General features: G+C 40.8%; 17 protein-coding genes and 1 pseudogene. 17 read left to right on the forward strand and 1 reads right to left on the reverse strand.

Annotation, left to right across the window (positions count from 1 at the left end; all coding sequences use genetic code 11):
* The 6 genes and pseudogenes from TX85_RS27305 to comI form a co-directional block, all read left to right on the forward strand.
* Window positions 1-1,077: pseudogene (locus TX85_RS27305) on the forward strand (DEAD/DEAH box helicase); the annotation flags it as partial.
* A 138-nt stretch (window positions 1,078-1,215) separates the two neighbouring features.
* Window positions 1,216-1,869 (forward strand): pentapeptide repeat-containing protein, encoded by a 654-nt coding sequence (locus TX85_RS05570; RefSeq protein WP_044478122.1) that lies wholly within the window; start codon window positions 1,216-1,218, stop codon window positions 1,867-1,869.
* A gap of 176 nt (window positions 1,870-2,045) precedes the next feature.
* Entirely contained in the window at window positions 2,046-2,606 is a 561-nt protein-coding gene (locus TX85_RS05575) for a hypothetical protein (protein WP_148444330.1), read from the forward strand.
* The gene (locus tag TX85_RS05580; RefSeq protein WP_233500620.1) at window positions 2,591-3,487 is read left to right on the forward strand and encodes a tyrosine-type recombinase/integrase; all 897 of its coding nucleotides are present in this window, start codon (window positions 2,591-2,593) and stop codon (window positions 3,485-3,487) included. Before TX85_RS05575 ends, TX85_RS05580 begins: the two co-directional genes overlap by 16 nt.
* A gap of 204 nt (window positions 3,488-3,691) precedes the next feature.
* Window positions 3,692-4,144 carry a hypothetical protein gene (locus TX85_RS05585; protein ID WP_044478125.1) on the forward strand — a complete coding sequence of 151 codons (453 nt, stop codon included), beginning with the start codon at window positions 3,692-3,694 and terminating at the stop codon, window positions 4,142-4,144.
* Between the two features lie 655 nt (window positions 4,145-4,799).
* Window positions 4,800-4,895 carry a competence inhibitor ComI gene (gene comI, locus TX85_RS27310; protein ID WP_019639195.1) on the forward strand — a complete coding sequence of 32 codons (96 nt, stop codon included), beginning with the start codon at window positions 4,800-4,802 and terminating at the stop codon, window positions 4,893-4,895.
* A 439-nt stretch (window positions 4,896-5,334) separates the two neighbouring features.
* Here the strand turns inward: comI and TX85_RS27315 are convergent, their stop codons facing one another.
* On the reverse strand, window positions 5,335-5,622 hold the full coding sequence (locus tag TX85_RS27315) for a hypothetical protein (protein ID WP_044478126.1): 288 nt from the start codon (window positions 5,620-5,622) through the stop codon (window positions 5,335-5,337).
* Window positions 5,623-5,793: 171 nt separating this feature from the next.
* Between TX85_RS27315 and TX85_RS05595 the strand changes: the two genes are divergently transcribed.
* The 11 genes from TX85_RS05595 (at window position 5,794) to TX85_RS05640 (ending at window position 15,829) form a co-directional block, all read left to right on the forward strand.
* On the forward strand, window positions 5,794-5,997 hold the full coding sequence (locus tag TX85_RS05595) for a helix-turn-helix domain-containing protein (protein ID WP_044478127.1): 204 nt from the start codon (window positions 5,794-5,796) through the stop codon (window positions 5,995-5,997).
* Between the two features lie 144 nt (window positions 5,998-6,141).
* Window positions 6,142-7,161: an aminoglycoside phosphotransferase family protein gene (locus TX85_RS05600; protein ID WP_158297301.1), complete on the forward strand. Its 1,020-nt coding sequence runs from the start codon at window positions 6,142-6,144 to the stop codon at window positions 7,159-7,161.
* A gap of 224 nt (window positions 7,162-7,385) precedes the next feature.
* Entirely contained in the window at window positions 7,386-8,255 is an 870-nt protein-coding gene (locus TX85_RS05605; RefSeq protein WP_044478129.1) for a PhzF family phenazine biosynthesis isomerase, read from the forward strand.
* 638 nt (window positions 8,256-8,893) lie between these two features.
* A complete protein-coding gene (locus tag TX85_RS05610) occupies window positions 8,894-10,174 on the forward strand; it encodes a hypothetical protein (protein ID WP_044478130.1) in 1,281 nt (426 codons plus the stop codon).
* Between the two features lie 229 nt (window positions 10,175-10,403).
* The gene (locus TX85_RS27920; RefSeq protein WP_262362615.1) at window positions 10,404-10,532 is read left to right on the forward strand and encodes a hypothetical protein; all 129 of its coding nucleotides are present in this window, start codon (window positions 10,404-10,406) and stop codon (window positions 10,530-10,532) included.
* Between the two features lie 194 nt (window positions 10,533-10,726).
* Window positions 10,727-11,356, forward strand: a complete 630-nt coding sequence (locus TX85_RS05615) for a hypothetical protein (protein WP_044478131.1) — start codon at window positions 10,727-10,729, stop codon at window positions 11,354-11,356.
* A 630-nt stretch (window positions 11,357-11,986) separates the two neighbouring features.
* A complete protein-coding gene (locus TX85_RS05620; protein ID WP_044478132.1) occupies window positions 11,987-12,610 on the forward strand; it encodes a hypothetical protein in 624 nt (207 codons plus the stop codon).
* A gap of 250 nt (window positions 12,611-12,860) precedes the next feature.
* Complete coding sequence (locus TX85_RS05625) at window positions 12,861-13,307, forward strand: hypothetical protein (RefSeq protein WP_044478133.1); 447 nt, start codon at window positions 12,861-12,863, stop codon at window positions 13,305-13,307.
* 161 nt (window positions 13,308-13,468) lie between these two features.
* Complete coding sequence (locus TX85_RS05630; RefSeq protein WP_148444331.1) at window positions 13,469-14,236, forward strand: hypothetical protein; 768 nt, start codon at window positions 13,469-13,471, stop codon at window positions 14,234-14,236.
* A gap of 237 nt (window positions 14,237-14,473) precedes the next feature.
* Complete coding sequence (locus tag TX85_RS05635; protein ID WP_044478137.1) at window positions 14,474-15,136, forward strand: Ntn hydrolase family protein; 663 nt, start codon at window positions 14,474-14,476, stop codon at window positions 15,134-15,136.
* Between the two features lie 261 nt (window positions 15,137-15,397).
* Complete coding sequence (locus tag TX85_RS05640; RefSeq protein ID WP_044478138.1) at window positions 15,398-15,829, forward strand: NUDIX hydrolase; 432 nt, start codon at window positions 15,398-15,400, stop codon at window positions 15,827-15,829.
* The last annotated feature ends 72 nt before the right edge of the window (window positions 15,830-15,901 follow it).

Here is a 15,901-nt window from a genome sequence, read left to right on the forward strand (position 1 = left end):
GAAGAAGACGAGACTGCGCAATTGCCGGCCCGCATGCCATGGGTGCTGCTGCGGGCAATTGCCGTCATCGAGCTCTATATCCGCGAGAGATGGGTAGAGCCGCCTTCGCTGCGCAAAAAGCCGATTGGCGTGCTCTATCACCAGACGATGAGCACGCTCAAAAGCATCGGCGAAGCCGAGCCCGCCGAGCTGGCGCGGGCGGTGTTGACCCTGCCGGCTTTCCGCGGCGTCGAGCCGGAGGAATACCGGAAGCTGCTGCAATATTTGCTGGCGACCGATCATATCCAGCAGACGGAGGAAGGCACGCTGATCATCGGGCTCGGCGGCGAGAAGATCGTGAACAATTTCCGCTTCTATGCGGTGTTCAAGGATGATGAAGAGCATGTTGTGTACGACGGCTCCGAGGAGATCGGCAGTATCACGACCGTGCCGCCGCCGGGCTATTGCTTCACCTTGGCCGGGAAGCTGTGGAAGGTCGAGGAGGTCGACAACAAGCACAAGGCAGTGTACGTGAAATCTTCACGAGGCAAGGTGGACACGCTGTGGGTTGGCGGCGGCGGGGATATTCATACCCGGGTACTGCAGAAGATGCGGCAGGTGCTGGAGGAGTATACGCTGTATCCTTATCTGGCACCCGGCGCGGTGAACCGGCTGGAGCGTGCACGGCGGCTGGCCCGGGAGAGCGGACTGCTCACCAGTCCGGTTATTCCAGCAGGCGGGGATTCGCTGTTCATTTTGCCATGGGCGGGAAGCAAGCAATTCCGTACCCTGGAGCGGCTGCTGAAAAATAATCTCCACAGCTCCATGGGGCTGCGGCAGGTTGTGCCAATGGAGCCTTACTATATGGTGGTCTCCGGCAGAGCGGAAGCAGAGGAGTTGCTGTCGGCGATTCATACGGAGCTTGCTGAGATGGAGGATACCGAATCGATCCTTGCCGCTGGAGAAGCGCCATATCTGGGCAAATATGATGAATTCGTGCCTCCGGAGCTGGTGCGGCGTGCTTTTGCGACAGACGGGCTGGATGCGGAGGGCTTGAGCAAGGCGTTGAAGGAGCAGGGGCAGGAGAGAAACCAGTAAAAGAGCTTGTAAAAGGAGCATGTAAAGGAGCTTGTAGAGAAGTTGGGGCATCCGATGTTGCGCTGTTTGAACCAAGGATCGAGAGGGAAAGGAAGATCCCGTACCTTGTGGATTAAAGATAGATGGGGAGGATAATCAATGGCTGGAAAAGTAAAGCTGCTCGCGCCGCAATTGCCTGCAGAGGAGGATCTGGCTGTCCGTGATTGGGAGGATTTGCTGGACGATCCGGATTATGAGCTGATAGAAGCTAAAATTAGCGGGGCAAAATATGAGCGCGCGAGTTTGGAACGCTGTATTTTGGCAAAAACAATGTTAGTAGGGTGTTCATTTGCCGGGACGGTATTTGAACGTCTGGATTTGACGGATGTAGTGCTGGAGCATTGTGACTTATCGAATGCCAAATTCAGCAGAGGTGTTATTCACCGGGCGCATTTCAAAGACTGCAAGCTGACAGGCATCGATCTGACCAAGGTCAATCTCGGGCATGTGACCTTCGAGAACTGTGTGATGAATCTGACGGATCTGGCGGAATCGTCGTTGAAGCAGGTGCGATTTACCGGATGTGTATTGGAAAATGCCAGCTTCTATGGCTGCAAGCTAAAGGATGTGGAGCTTGAGCATTGCGACTTGAATGATGCTGATTTCAATCAGACGATCTTGAAGGGAATTGACATCAGCACCTGTACATATGACCGGATCGACATGCCGATTCAGGCCTTGGCCGGATGCACTGTATCGCCTGCCCAAGCGGTCGGTTTCGCCAAGCTGCTGGGGTTAAAAGTGAAGGAGTAGCAAGTAGATTAATAGGATGATGAAGGAGATATGACGTGACTTTTTGAACACAGGCGAAGCATTGTGCGTTGGTAACTGCGTGCGGTGTAAAGTCTCTTGCTTCTTGAGTCCGAAAGCATCGGAAGACAGAACTCCAATGGGAATTGGGGCGCTGTCTTTTTTTGTACTATTTTTTAATGGAAGAACATTTGGTGAAAGGGGAGAGGCAGAAGATGAGGTTGTTGCTGGGAAATACGGGTGATGGAGCAATATGGGCGAAAATGGATCGGTTCAGTCATGAAGGACTGGTACGGATTCGCAAAATTTCTGGCGGAAAATGGGTCGAGCAGGCAAAGCATTGGCGATTTGGCTACAGCAAGGAACTGGTGGAAGAGATTTATAGCTTGTTTGCTGAGCAGGAGGTTGTTCCGAGTAAGGAACTGCTGCGGGACGCTGTCTTTCAGCGGGGGAGAAGGGATGGAATCGAGAAGAAGGCTGGAGAGGCTGCTGTCAATGAGGGAATGAAGGAAATGACGGGACAGATAGGAACGAGGAGAATGGAGAGACTGATAGGACTAATAGGATCAATAGGACCGGTGAGAATAGAGAGATTAATAAGAGTAAACCCAGTAATATCGACCTTATCGATATTACCGATAAGATCGGTGGTGCTGAAGAGACGGGAGAACTTGATGAGCTTGAAGAGGCTATTATGGGATGTACAGGTCAACTCTGGCGGAGCTTGGAGAAAATATTAGTATTAGGGTTGAAGGCTAAGGGATACAGTGCGAAGACCATCAAAGCCTATCGCGGACATATGCGGCGGTTTGTGGAGTATTTTTGCAGGAGATATATTGAAGAATTATGTGCTGACGGCCCACTAGTTACGAAGAAGATATTTGCAGATAAATTAGACCGTGAACAAGTGCAAAGATATGCCATCCAATTACTCGAACAAGGGCATTCGCATGCTTATGTGAACCAGGCGATCAGTGCATTGCGGTATCTGGTTGCTGATATGCTGGAGATGCCCACTGAACAGGCCAAGTACATCCGACCAAAGAAGGAAAAGAAGCTTCCTTACGTGCTCTCAGAGCAAGAGGTCTTGAAGATTCTGCGTTCGCCGGACAACCTTAAGCATCGGACAATGCTGTATTTGGCCTATGCATCCGGCCTACGGATTAGTGAGGTCGTGAGACTGCGTCCAGAAGATTTGGATTGTTCACGCGGAATCATCACTGTTCGTCAGGGAAAAGGGAAGAAGGATCGGCATACACTCTTGTCACAAGCTGCTTGGAGCCTGGTGCAGACCTATATCCGGAAGGAACGACCCGGTAAATGGCTGTTCCCGGGACAATATCCCGGCACACACATGCACGAGCGTTCCCTGCAGAAGGTGTTCACGGACGCTCTTCATCGTTCCGGGGTCAACAAAAAAGCCGGTATCCATGTGCTGAGACACTCCTTTGCTACGCACCTACTGGAGAACGGCACCGATCTGCGCTTCATTCAGGAACTGCTCGGCCACGCCAACCCAGCCACCACCGAACGCTACACCCATGTCAGCACCAAAAGCATCAGACGTATTCAGAGCCCGCTGGATCGTATTATGGGGGAGGAGGAGAGAAGGATAGAATAACGGAGAGAAGATAGGTAGAGCGGAAAAAGGAGATAGATAAAGCTGAGAAAGGAGCGAACTCATATTCCATAATCATGCAATTGAGTTATAATCAAGATGTGACGTGAGAGATGCGTAAATCCCTGCTTTATGGGGGATTTACGGCGTGCAGAGATAAGGGAGTTATCAGAAATTGGCGTAAAACTTTATAGAAGGTGAATCAAAGTGAGCAATAAGAAAGATGAAAACAATAAGGAAATGATTATACCGGAACATCATAGTGCTGTTAGGCATATTATTAATGAAGCCAACGGAAAACCGAATGATATGTTTGTTGAAAGTTTTCTACAAGCCCAAAATACTGTTGGTACATATGTGATTATGGAAGGTGATTGGGGTGGGCAGATTTATCTTTCTTGTCCAATGAACATAGTTAAATGCAATGAAGACACATTAAAAAACTTACTTATTGATTTAGATATCATAGCTTGGGATTGTAACGAGGGTGAAGGTACAGGACTATATTATGAAGTTCGCGAACCTGGAGAAGGAATTGGCGGAGGTATGGGTGGTGGAGAAATAAAAGAGGAATTGTGGATCCATAAAGAACTTAGTGATTTAAATTTATATGAAGAGATAGAGAATGTATTATCTGGAGCTAAAGAAAAAATAAAATGAATAATTTGAGGTTAATTCGAAGAAGCGCCAACATCTGATAACACAGTATTCACGCTGCGAGGGCTGACACCCCTTGGTCCACTAGAGGCATTTCGAAGAAGAGGATTCAGGTGGACAACCCTGCGAGGCTAAGTCTTCGACCCGGCGCTTCGCGCCTTAAGCCTCTCGGGTTCGTGAATACAAGAACGTTAGCCGCCACCTTTGCAAACTACATAATTAAGTAAGAAGAACCAGGAAGCAATATGTATTAATAGAAGCAGATCGATGATGATCGGTGTGTGTGGAAGTAATTCAAGAGGGCAAAGGCGGCGTCTAACATAATGTTCCCGCAAGCGGCTGTGGCCGCTGGTCCGCAAGAAGCAGTAAGAAGAATAATCAAATCGGAGTTGAATCAGTAGCGGTGGAGTCTCAGACGGACACGTCTGCAAGGCTAAGTGGCGTAGCCACCCGGCGACCCGCACGCTGCACTCGATGGGTTAGCAACTTAAGCCTTTCGACGTCGTGAACACAAATCGTTATATGAAATTCCGGCAAAACATATCCAAATACAAAATACGAACGAACATTCTATTAACAAATGGGTATATGTGGTAGAATGAGGAAGTACAATTGAATCTTGGGTGGGCATGGTTTCCCTTCGAAAGGAGGTGAAGCCATGGAAGTGAAAGATGCATTAACGATCATGTTCCTCTTCGGAACATTCATTCTTGCTCTTTTAACATACATCAATAATAACAACAAGAGAAAGTAAAAACCCACCCCAAGGTTAACGGCCGAAGGTGGGTTTTTGTTTCCTTATATGACTTAGAGGGGAATAAACCATCCAAGCCAATTGTATAGCCGAGTGTTCACAGCACTCGGTTTTCTTATACAAATGATACCATATCAAAAAGGCAATGAAAACTCCAAATGCAAAGAAATGATAAAGATCTGTATAAGACCCCTACCCATCTAAAGCAGACTTGTAAGCAAATCGATGACGGCCTGAACATCCTATAACATCGTATTCACGCTGCGGTCCCTGGCGGGGCCGTGGTCTGCAAGAGGTTTATCAGCGAAGTGGACTCAGCAGACAACCTGCACTGGCTAAGTCCGTCGGACCTGGGGCATGCGCCCCTTAAGCCAGTGAGGGTTCGTGAATACAACAACGTTATACGATAGAATCAAATGAAAAGAGAGCCGTTTGGCTCTCAATTAGAAGTTATATTTAATTCATTATGTAATTGAAGAGCATCTTTAAAACCTTGCAAGTAGATTTCACGTTCTAGGATTGTTTGAACTGAGAGGCCTGCATCATCGTAAAGAAATAGAGTTTTATGCATATCCTGAGGTAGAAGTTCATGTAACTGTTTGAAGTAAAGATTTCGATCAGATGAGAATTGATTATAAATGGTGTTGTTCTTGAGAAGGTCGCTATATAAGGCTTCAATTCGATTACGAATCAACGAATCAAGTAAGACTTCTAAAGAATTGTACATAAATGATCACCGTCCGTTATGTTTTATTTTGCGAACAAAAGTTTAACTTATTGAATATTATTTTATCATGACGAAAATTGTAGTCAAGACATATCAAAGATAATTTTGATTAAGAAAAAATATTTTCATATAATTAAAGAAAAATTCAATTCGGATATGAAGGGATACCAGATGATAAGTTATAAACCATTTCAAAAATTATTGATTGATAGGGAGATTAAGAAGCAGGATTTATTGAAAATGACGGGGATTTCTTCGGCAACGATGGCAAAGCTCAATACGAATGAATATGTATCGTTAGAAGTAATTGATAAATTATGTACGGCATTGGGATGCCAGCCTGGAGATCTTTTGGAACATGTAACAGACCAATGAAAGAATAGAATATAAGAGGATGCTGGTTAACTCGAAGATGTGATTCCGTCGTATAACATAATATTCAAGCAGCGGCTCCTTCGGAGCCTTGGTCTGCGGATGGATTTCGAAGAGGGATTTCAGCAGACAACCCCTTTGGGGTTCGTGAATACAGGAACGTTAGGCGAAACCGCTTTAGATTATTTTGTAGTAATATCTCGGGAGTGTTTATTAGAGGAGGATTTCATGGAGCAATTAGAATTATATCCGATTGAATTATATGGATTAGTTCGATCCGTTATTGGACCATTTCAATTAATAAATAATTATAGACCTAATAGCACGAGGACTGGGGTTTGGAAGATCAGTTCTAATATCGATAATAAATTTTATTATTTGAAGACTTATACTAGAAAACAGAGATGGCACCCTGAAGTTTATGCTTATAATAACTGGGTTTACCACTTGAAACCATATGTACCGGAATTAATCAAAGTTTTTGAGGGTGATGGTTGGCAAGCAATATTAATTACATCAATTGCTGGTACGATTATGAGAGAAACAGAATTGGATTTTGAAGCCGTTGATGCCGCTTATTTTAAGGCTGGTGAACTAACGAGATCAATACATAACTCGCGAGCTGGGGAATGGTTTGGCCGACCTGATAAAGATGGAAATCCAATTGAGTTGTTTCATCATAGAGATCCTGTTAACTATGTTAATAAATCAATCAGTGATATTGCAAGTAAATGCATACAAGAAGGGTTATTAGAATCTTCGGAAGTTGAATTATTGGACTGGGCACTTCAGAATGTGGATGCTTTTGAATATACAAAACCTGTCCCTATAAGTTGGGATTCAACTCCTGGGAATTGGTTAGTTGATGAAGTTGGAATTTTTACCGGAATGATCGACTTCGAAAATATGCTATGGGGTATAGATGTGGACAATTTTTCTATATTATTTGAGAGATATTTCACAGGCAATGAATCAGCTATGAAAGCTTTTTTCAAAGGCTATGGTCTTGAAGTAATTAAGGAGAAGAACATACAAATAAAAATTTGCTGCATTAAGATGGCACTGGGTGATATCTATTGGGGAACCCAATATAACTCACCAAGAGTTATAGAGTATGGAAGGAATCTGATGAATCAAATATATAATAATAGATTTATAAATTTGTGAGTTGTTCAACGAAGAAGCGGCATCGCCTAACATCGTATCTACGCTGCGGTTCTTACGAACCTTGGTCTGCAAGAGGGATTTCTAGGATGCGGATTCAGCAGACAACCCTGCACCACCTAACCGCGTCGCGGCCAGTCGCTTTGCTCCTTTAAGGTGGTGAGGATCGTAGATACCCTAACGTTAGTTGAAATTGGCTAAGTGTGTAAAGAAAGGAGCTGAAATAATTGAAAGTATTTCATATTGAAGCATTCACAAATACTCCGAACCTTGGCAATCCAGCGGGAGTAGTTTTAAGTGCTGATAATTTACAAGAAGATGAAATGTTGAATATAGCTAAACGAGTAGGGTTTAATGAAACTGTTTTTGTACACCAATCTACAGTAGCAAATTTTAAGTTGAAATATTTTACACCAGGTCATGAAATCAATCTTTGTGGGCATGCGACAATGGCAGCAATGCATTGTTTAAAGAGCAATGGTCTAATAAATGAGAATCCAATTTCAATAGAAACCAATGTTGGGATTTTACCTATTTTTTTTGAGGGTAGTAGCCAAGAATTAATTAGAATGCAACAAGGCAATCCTGAGTTTATGCCCTTTACTGGGAGTATTGAGCGATTAATGAATGCAATTGGTTTATCAATTCATGATTTGGATTCGAGGTATCCTGTAATATACGGTAGTACTGGGACTTGGACTGTATTAATACCAATTAAGAAGCTTGAGTCTTTTAACAGGATGGTTCCTAATAACAAGGAGTTCCCCAACATACTATTAGAGAACTCTCGTGCTTCTATACATCCGTTTTGTTTAGAGACTAAGTATCCGGATTCATTAATGCATGCAAGACATTTTTCTTCTCCATATTCAGGGACAGTTGAAGATCCGGTAACAGGGACTGCATCCGGAGTAATGGGAGCATATTATCTGAATTATATTATGTCAGGAACAGATTCAGTTAAATTTACTGTTGAACAGGGTCAAGAAATAAATCGAGATGGAAGAGTATTTGTGGAAGCCAATAGAATAGATCAAGAATTAATGGAAATCTATATTTCAGGCAATGCGGTGTTTGTCAAGGAAATAGAAATTTGAGAGTGTTTCGAAGAAGAGCCAACATCACCTAACACCGTATTCACGCATCGGGCCATTCGGCCCTTGGTCCGGCAGAAGTTAGAAGCGGATTCAGCGAGGCATTTCAGCTGCGAGGAAGTAGATTCCGCCGGACACACCCTCACCACCTAACCGCATCGCGGCCGGTCCCATTGGGACCTTAAGGTGGTGGGGCGTCGTGAATACAAGTACGTTAGCTAAATCATTGCAAAGAGTAATGAAAGCGGTGACATAGTAGTGATGGAAACTATATTGTATTTTGTCAGACATGCTGAATCTATATATGTTGAAGGTAAAGAAAGAACTTTTTGGAAATCGACTTCAATGCCTGATATTTATAAGCTCAGAATCAGAGGAAACGACTTAATTCAAGTAATAAGAATGTGGGAGTAGTTCGAAGAAGGCAATGACTTCAGCTAACACCATATTCACGCATCGAGCCATTCGGCCCTCGGTCCGGACAGAGGAATTTCGGAGAAGTGGGAACAGCCGGACAACCCTGCACTAGCTAAGTCCGTTGGACCCGGCGCTGGCGCGCCTTAAGCCAGTGAGTGTTCGTGAATACAATAACGTTAGTCGAAATTATTGCAATTAAATAAAATACTCTGCTGGAGGTCATTATGAACTGTACCATCCCAAACACACACAAAAGATTATTTGAAGCTCACCGTTTATGGCACCAAAGTCTTGAGAATTATTTTGATCCAGAAGGATTTAGAGTAAATATTAATGCTACTATACAAGCTTTACGAAATCTAACTTTTGCTCTTCAAGCCGAGAAAGAAAAAATTAAGGATTTTGATTCTTGGTATCCATTCTGGCAATCAAGAATGAAAAATGATCAAATTATGAAGTGGCTAAATGAAGCTAGAGTTCAAATTGTTCATCAAAGAGATCTAGAAACACAGAGTCAAGCCAATGTTCTTATTCATAGCTATTTCAATCTTATGGAGTATAAATTTACTGTACCTCCACTACTTCCGTCTGAAATAATTGCCCGCAGAGCAAAGATTTTAATTAAAGAGAAAGTCGATATACCTGAACATCAATTAAAAGAGTGTGTAGCAGTTGTTGAGAGAAGATGGGTTGCTGAAGACTTACCTGACTGGGAGATCCTTGACGCTCTTTCATATGGATTTAATTTTGTGAAGGACATCGTTCGTGACGCGCATAAACAATCGGGTAATGAATATTTTGAATGTCCACTACATGATTCATTACATTCACTTACATATGATGATATAACAGGACACTATAGCTGTATGAAAGTGAGTACAACATTTAGGACACAAAATATTGTTTTAGGCAATTTTCAAGAAAGAACATTTGAAACACATCCAGTGAAAATGACTGATGAAATGATATTAGCAGCTAAGAAAAGATATTCACCTAAAACGTTTATGCAACTTCCTGTAAACTCAAGTCCTGAACCATTTATATTTGCGGATAGCTTGAATCAAACGGCATTGCAAGTTTTGAAGAAAGACAAGTACCACCAATGGATTCAATTCATAAGAATTCCAGGGAAAGGCTGGGAATTACATTCAGTTCTACCAGAAGATAAATCAGATAAGTTTTTAATAATGAAAGAGCTTGCTCAATATGTTAAGGAAACAGAAGCTGATTGTATTATCGATATTAATGAAGCTTGGATATCTGGAGACTTGGATGCTATAAAGAGTGGCACTCCGGTTAGTGAAACAAAAGATAAGGAGGAGGCTCTGTGGATTTCTGTAATCACTTCTGATGGGAAATCAAGAAATTATACAACGAAATTTCAAAGAGGTTATTTTGGTAATATCAAATTCTCAGAAACCCAAATCTCTGAAGGTAATCCAGGATATTATTTAAAACCAATATTAGAAGTATGGCAGGATAGAAATGAAAGTAAGTCCAAATAATTTGGATTTCGAGGAAGGCAGAAACTTCGACTAACAATATATTCACGCATCGGGGCAAATCCCCTTGGTCCGGATGGAAGAGAAAAGCAAGGAAGTTGAATCAGCTGGACACATCGATCTCCCTAAGATAAGAGCTATCTAAGGGAAATCGACGTCGTGAATACAGAAACGTTAGGCGCCACCATTGCAATGATACATATTCAAGTAAGAAGAACAAGGAAGCAGTAGCATGAACATGCATCAATTGGAGCAGATCCAAAGAAGAGATGTGTGTGAAAGTAATTCAGGAGGGCAATGGCGGCGTCTAACACAATATTCCCGCAAGCGGCTGTGGCCGCTGGTCCGCAAGAAGCAGTAAGAAGAATAAGCAAGTCGGAGTAAAATCAGTAGTGGTGAAGTGTCTCAGGCGAACACGTCTGCAAGGCTAAGTGGCGAAGCCACCGGCGACCCAATTGCTGCGCAAGATGGGTTAGCAACTTAAGCCTTTCGACGTCGGGAACACAAATCGTTACCCGAAATCAATGAGATAAAATAAGAGAATGGAGAAATCTTATGTTCCGAGAAGAAGTCCTAATTTCTCCTAATTACAAGATTCGAGATTATACCGAACTTGATTTAAGAATAGATAGTGATCAGGAGACTTGGGATAAGGCGATAGATATTTTTAAAGATCGAATTGAAGGACGATTTTTATTACTAATTCAAGAGTTATCACATAAAGCTGGATTTGATTATAAGTCCTTTGAATATAGTTTTAGCTCAATGGCTCTGTGTTGTTTGCTTATAGAAACTTTATTTCAATTTTATAAAGGACTCAATGAAACGAGAAGAGGGTATAATTGGCAGGGTATGAATGTAGACGCTTTTAAACATTTTTTTAGAGAAAGTGAATATTTTAGCTCGTACATCTCTGATAATGAGTCGGAAGTCTTTTATAGAGACATCCGTTGCGGAATTTTGCATCAAGCACAAACTAAAAGAAACTCACAACTTACTATTGATCAAGATCAAATGATACATTCTATTGACAATGGAATTAGAGTTGATATAGGGATTTTTACCGATGCATTAATTCAAGAATATGAATCATATACTAGAAGAATAAAATGTGCTCAAGATGGGTCAATAACTTTGAGAGAGAACTTTATAAGGAAGATGAATTTTATTACAACAACTGTGTGAGCAAATCACATAGACGTCATTGACTTCGTGTAACAATATATTCATGCTGCGGGCATACGCCCTTGGTCCGGCAGAAGTGGATGAAGGGAAGTGGAGTCAACCGGACACACTCGGCGTTCGCCGAGCGTCATGAATACAGGAACGTTAGGTGAAATTAATGCGAAATATCAACACTTTCACTTCGGAGGTTGCAATATGGATATTTTTAGCCTGATAGCTTCACTGGTTGATTCATTGATCTGGCCAATAGTAATAGTAATTATAAGTATTAGATGAATTTAGAATGCTAAGGAATAAAGTGTCTCATGCTCATGACTTTACACAAATCTCTTACGTCGAAGCAATATATTATTACGAGGTTGCTTTAAAGATTATATCTCAACTAAAAGCTATAAAAAGATAGTTTTCAAGGTATTCAAGAAGGCATTAACTTCATCTAACGCCGCATTCACGTATCGGGGCGTTCGCCCCTCGGTCTGCCGGTAGTAGATTCATGGAAGCGATATCAGCAGACAACCCTGCACCGGCTAAGTCTAACGACCCGCGCTACGCGCTTAAACCGGTGAGGATTCGTGAATGCCTGAGCGTTAGGTGAAATTCACAAGAGAATTATATTGGGGAGGCATTTTCATGGGAGAATTGTTTAAGAGAAATCCGGACATTAACAAGAACGCTTATCCTAACTGGAGAAGAAGCGATTATTCAAGTTGGGAATTCAAAACTTATTCTGAGATGTATAAGAAAAGTGGAGATCTATTAATAAGTTCTATTGGAAGTAATATTACAAAGCAAGCTGATGAAGTAATTATTCCAAGTATTTTTCTATACCGTCATTCAACGGAGCTGATTTTGAAGGCGATTCTTTTGACACATTATTTAATGGATCAGAGTATGACAAGGGAGAAAATTCAAGAAAAAATAAAAGGACATAATTTAAAATCTTTGTGGAATAAAACAGAAAATATACTTCGCGAATATTTGAGCGAAGCTATTAAAAAAGATAAATCTCCACTTGTAACGATGAAGATTGTTATTGAAGACTTAGATAACATCGATTCGTCTTCTATGATGTTTAGATACCCTTTTGATGATAAATATGAGAATGCACAAATGATAGGAGACAAAGAACACAATTATGGTATTGATTATGAACATCTAAAACTAACTTTTAATGAAGCATATAATTATTTTGAAGGCTGTTTTTATACTATTTTCAACAAGTATGAAAATTTAGATACTATACCAATCTTGTAAGTATGCTCGTAGGAGTGTGAACATCACCTAACATAATATTCACGCTGCGGGCATACGCCCTCGGTCCGGCAGAAGTTAGAAGAGGATTCAAAGAGGCAATTCAGTAGCAAGGAAGTTTATTCAGCCGGCACACCCGTACCACCTAACCCATCGCGACCGATCACTTCGTGACCTAAAGGTGGTGGGGCGTCGTGAATACAGGAACGTTAGGTGAAAGTAATGCGAACTCAACATTAAAGGTGATGTGATGATGTCGGAAGAATTAATTGAAACAATACAATCAATGCAGGATCGAAAAGTTCGATTTGTTCGATTGGCTGGGAATTCACTAATTATATATTGTGATTGTGAACCGGGTGATCTGAACCAAGGATGTAGTATTTGGTTAGAACCAACATGGCATTTTAGGAATACTGAACGAGTGATTACCGGATCAAGAGAAGCTCAAACCGAAGATGAAGTAGAACATTCCAATATTATAGAACAATTAAGAACACTATATTTCAAGACAATAAAGAAATTATCTATAGAACCAATAACGAATGATGTAGTGATCGAAATAGATGAAGGGAGTATATTAAAAACATTTGTATCAGATCCGAATGATGAGGAATCATGGCAGATTAGAAACTTTAATAAAGGCTTAAGAATTATTGGAAACCCAAGGGCTATTCAAATTATTAAAGACCTACCGTAAGTAATTTTAATGAAGGCATTACCATCGCCTAACAACGTATTCACGCTTCGGGCCATCCGGCCCTCGGTCCGGACGGAGGAATATCGGAGAAGTGGGAACAGAGCCGGACAACCCTGCACTGTCTAAGTCCGTCGGACCCGGCGCTGGCGCGCCTTAAGCCAGTGAGGGTTCGTGAACAACGTTATAGGAAATCAGCGCAAAACATTAATTACACAATAAAAACTACTATTAAGGAGAGAAGGAAAATTTCTAAAAGCAAAAAAGTGAAAGTTTTATATATGACATCAGCAGTAATTGTAGGAGTTGGGGTTTTCTTTGGGTTATTAACAGTGCTTTTTAATAGTGGTGATGGATTTCTAAGTGAAGACAATAAGCCATTTGCTATATTTATTGCATTGGTAACTCTTGTCGGGGTAACTTTATTTATATTTCTTGGAAAGATACTATTTAAATCGTTCAAACATGTACCACAAACTGTAGGAATAATAATTATATGTTGTATATTAACTTTTCCAGCAATTCAAGTCGGATATGAGTTGAAAGATTCTTATAGAAAGTTTTATGCAAAACAACAATCAGATAAATATGTTTCTCAATTGCGAGATATCTTCTTAGAAGACAAATCTACTTTTAAATTTGATTATGAGCAGAGCAATTATGAAACCCTGTACTATGGTGATTTAAATCGGCTTGAATTTGATAAAAATGATGAAAATACATTAACAACAGATGAAATTGATAAACTATTGTTAAGTTTACCACCTAATAATAAAGGATATAGAGTTTCTATTGCATTCGGAAAGTATAAACAAGAGTATGAGAGAAAGATATCATCAATAGCAATATTCTTAGATCAGAATAAAAAGCCTACGAATTGTTATGTTGATTATGAATATTATTCATTATGTGACAAGTATAAGAAGGAGTAATTTTGTATGCATATCTACGAGGGCGCTGACATCCTATAACACCGTATTCAAGCTTCGGGCCAAAAGGCCCTTGGTCTGCAGAGGATTTTTGGGGGAAGTGGATCAGCAGACAACCCTGCACTGGCTAAGTCTTACGACCCGGCGCAAGCTCCTTAAGCCAGTGAGGGTTCGTGTATACAAGAACGTTAAGCGAAATTCCTGAAAATCATTATAAAATATTTTATGGGGGACAATTTAATGACATTGATATTAGCACAGAAGTACGATCAAGGAATAGTTATTGCAGCAGATATGCTGAGATTAATTTTAGATAACCAAAAAAACAATGTTGGTGTGTCAAATGATAGAATTCTCAAAATTCAAATACTTCATAAAGGTATAGGTATAGCTGTTTCAGGGCTTGGAAGCTTAAGTGATGCTTGTATGATAGCGATACAGAGCATCTTCAAAGCAAAACTAGACACTTCTTTTGAAGAAGTGAAAAGATGTACTCTTGAATACTTCAGATTTGCTCAGAAACAGTTCTCTACTTATGTTCCAGAACATTCAGTAGGGATGTCGTTTCTATTATTTGGAATTGATAAGAGCGGAGATATCATGATGTTCCATTACAATAGTAGGAATGGGTTTAATGAAGTTGCATTGGAATCTCATGTTGGTTTTGGAAGTGGAATAGATAAGGCAAGTAAATTTTTAGAGGAGTGCGAACTGGCCGATCCTAATAATCCCCAGATGATAGGAAATAACTTTATTCATGTAATACGTGAAACTGCAAAATTGGAAAGCACAGTTGGTGCAAATGCCCATGTTGTAATTTTCAATAAAGAGAAATGGTTTGAAATGGCCATGAATGAAAAAGATGAATTTTTAATAAAACCTCAAACTACCTCAATGCTATAAGTAAGTTATCCAAGAAGTCAGGAACATCGCTTAACATAATATTCACGCTGCGGGCCATACGGCCCTTGGCCTGTATAAGGATTTTCGAGGAAGTGGAATCAGCAGACAACCCTGCACTGGCTAAGTCCATCGGACCCGGGGCTAACGCCCCTTAAGCCAGTTAGGGTTCGTGAACACAAGAACGTTAACTGAAATACCTGCAAAAATATTAAAGAGCAAAAAAATCAATAATTCCAAATAAAATAGGAAGGTGTGGGTTCTATGGAAGTTAATTTTTATGAATTAGACATCATAGATGATGTGAAGTTAAAATATGCAGTAATTTTAACCAAATATAATGACCAGTGGATATACGTAAAACATAAGGAGAGACAAACGTGGGAGATTCCTGGAGGAAGAAGAGAACCACACGAATCTATTGAAGATACTGCAAGAAGAGAACTATATGAAGAAACAGGTGCGTTGACCTATAATTTATCTCCAGTGTGTGTGTATTCAGTAAAGCGCGAAAATGACGATGAATCTTATGGTGCTTTGTTCTGTTCGGAAGTTTTTGAACTTGGACAATTGCCATCTGATAGTGAGATAGGGCAAATTAAAATTATTCAAGGACTACCGAACGAATTGACTTATCCAGCTATACAACCAAAATTATATGATAAAGGTATAAAAAAGCTATCTATAAAAGAGTAAAAACAAATGACTAACCAGATTTATGCAGAATAATCAAAGATGGCAGGTACATCAGTTAACACCGTATTCACG

It is taken from the genome of Paenibacillus antibioticophila (assembly GCF_000455265.1).
In the GTDB taxonomy this organism is placed as follows: domain Bacteria; phylum Bacillota; class Bacilli; order Paenibacillales; family Paenibacillaceae; genus Fontibacillus; species Fontibacillus antibioticophila.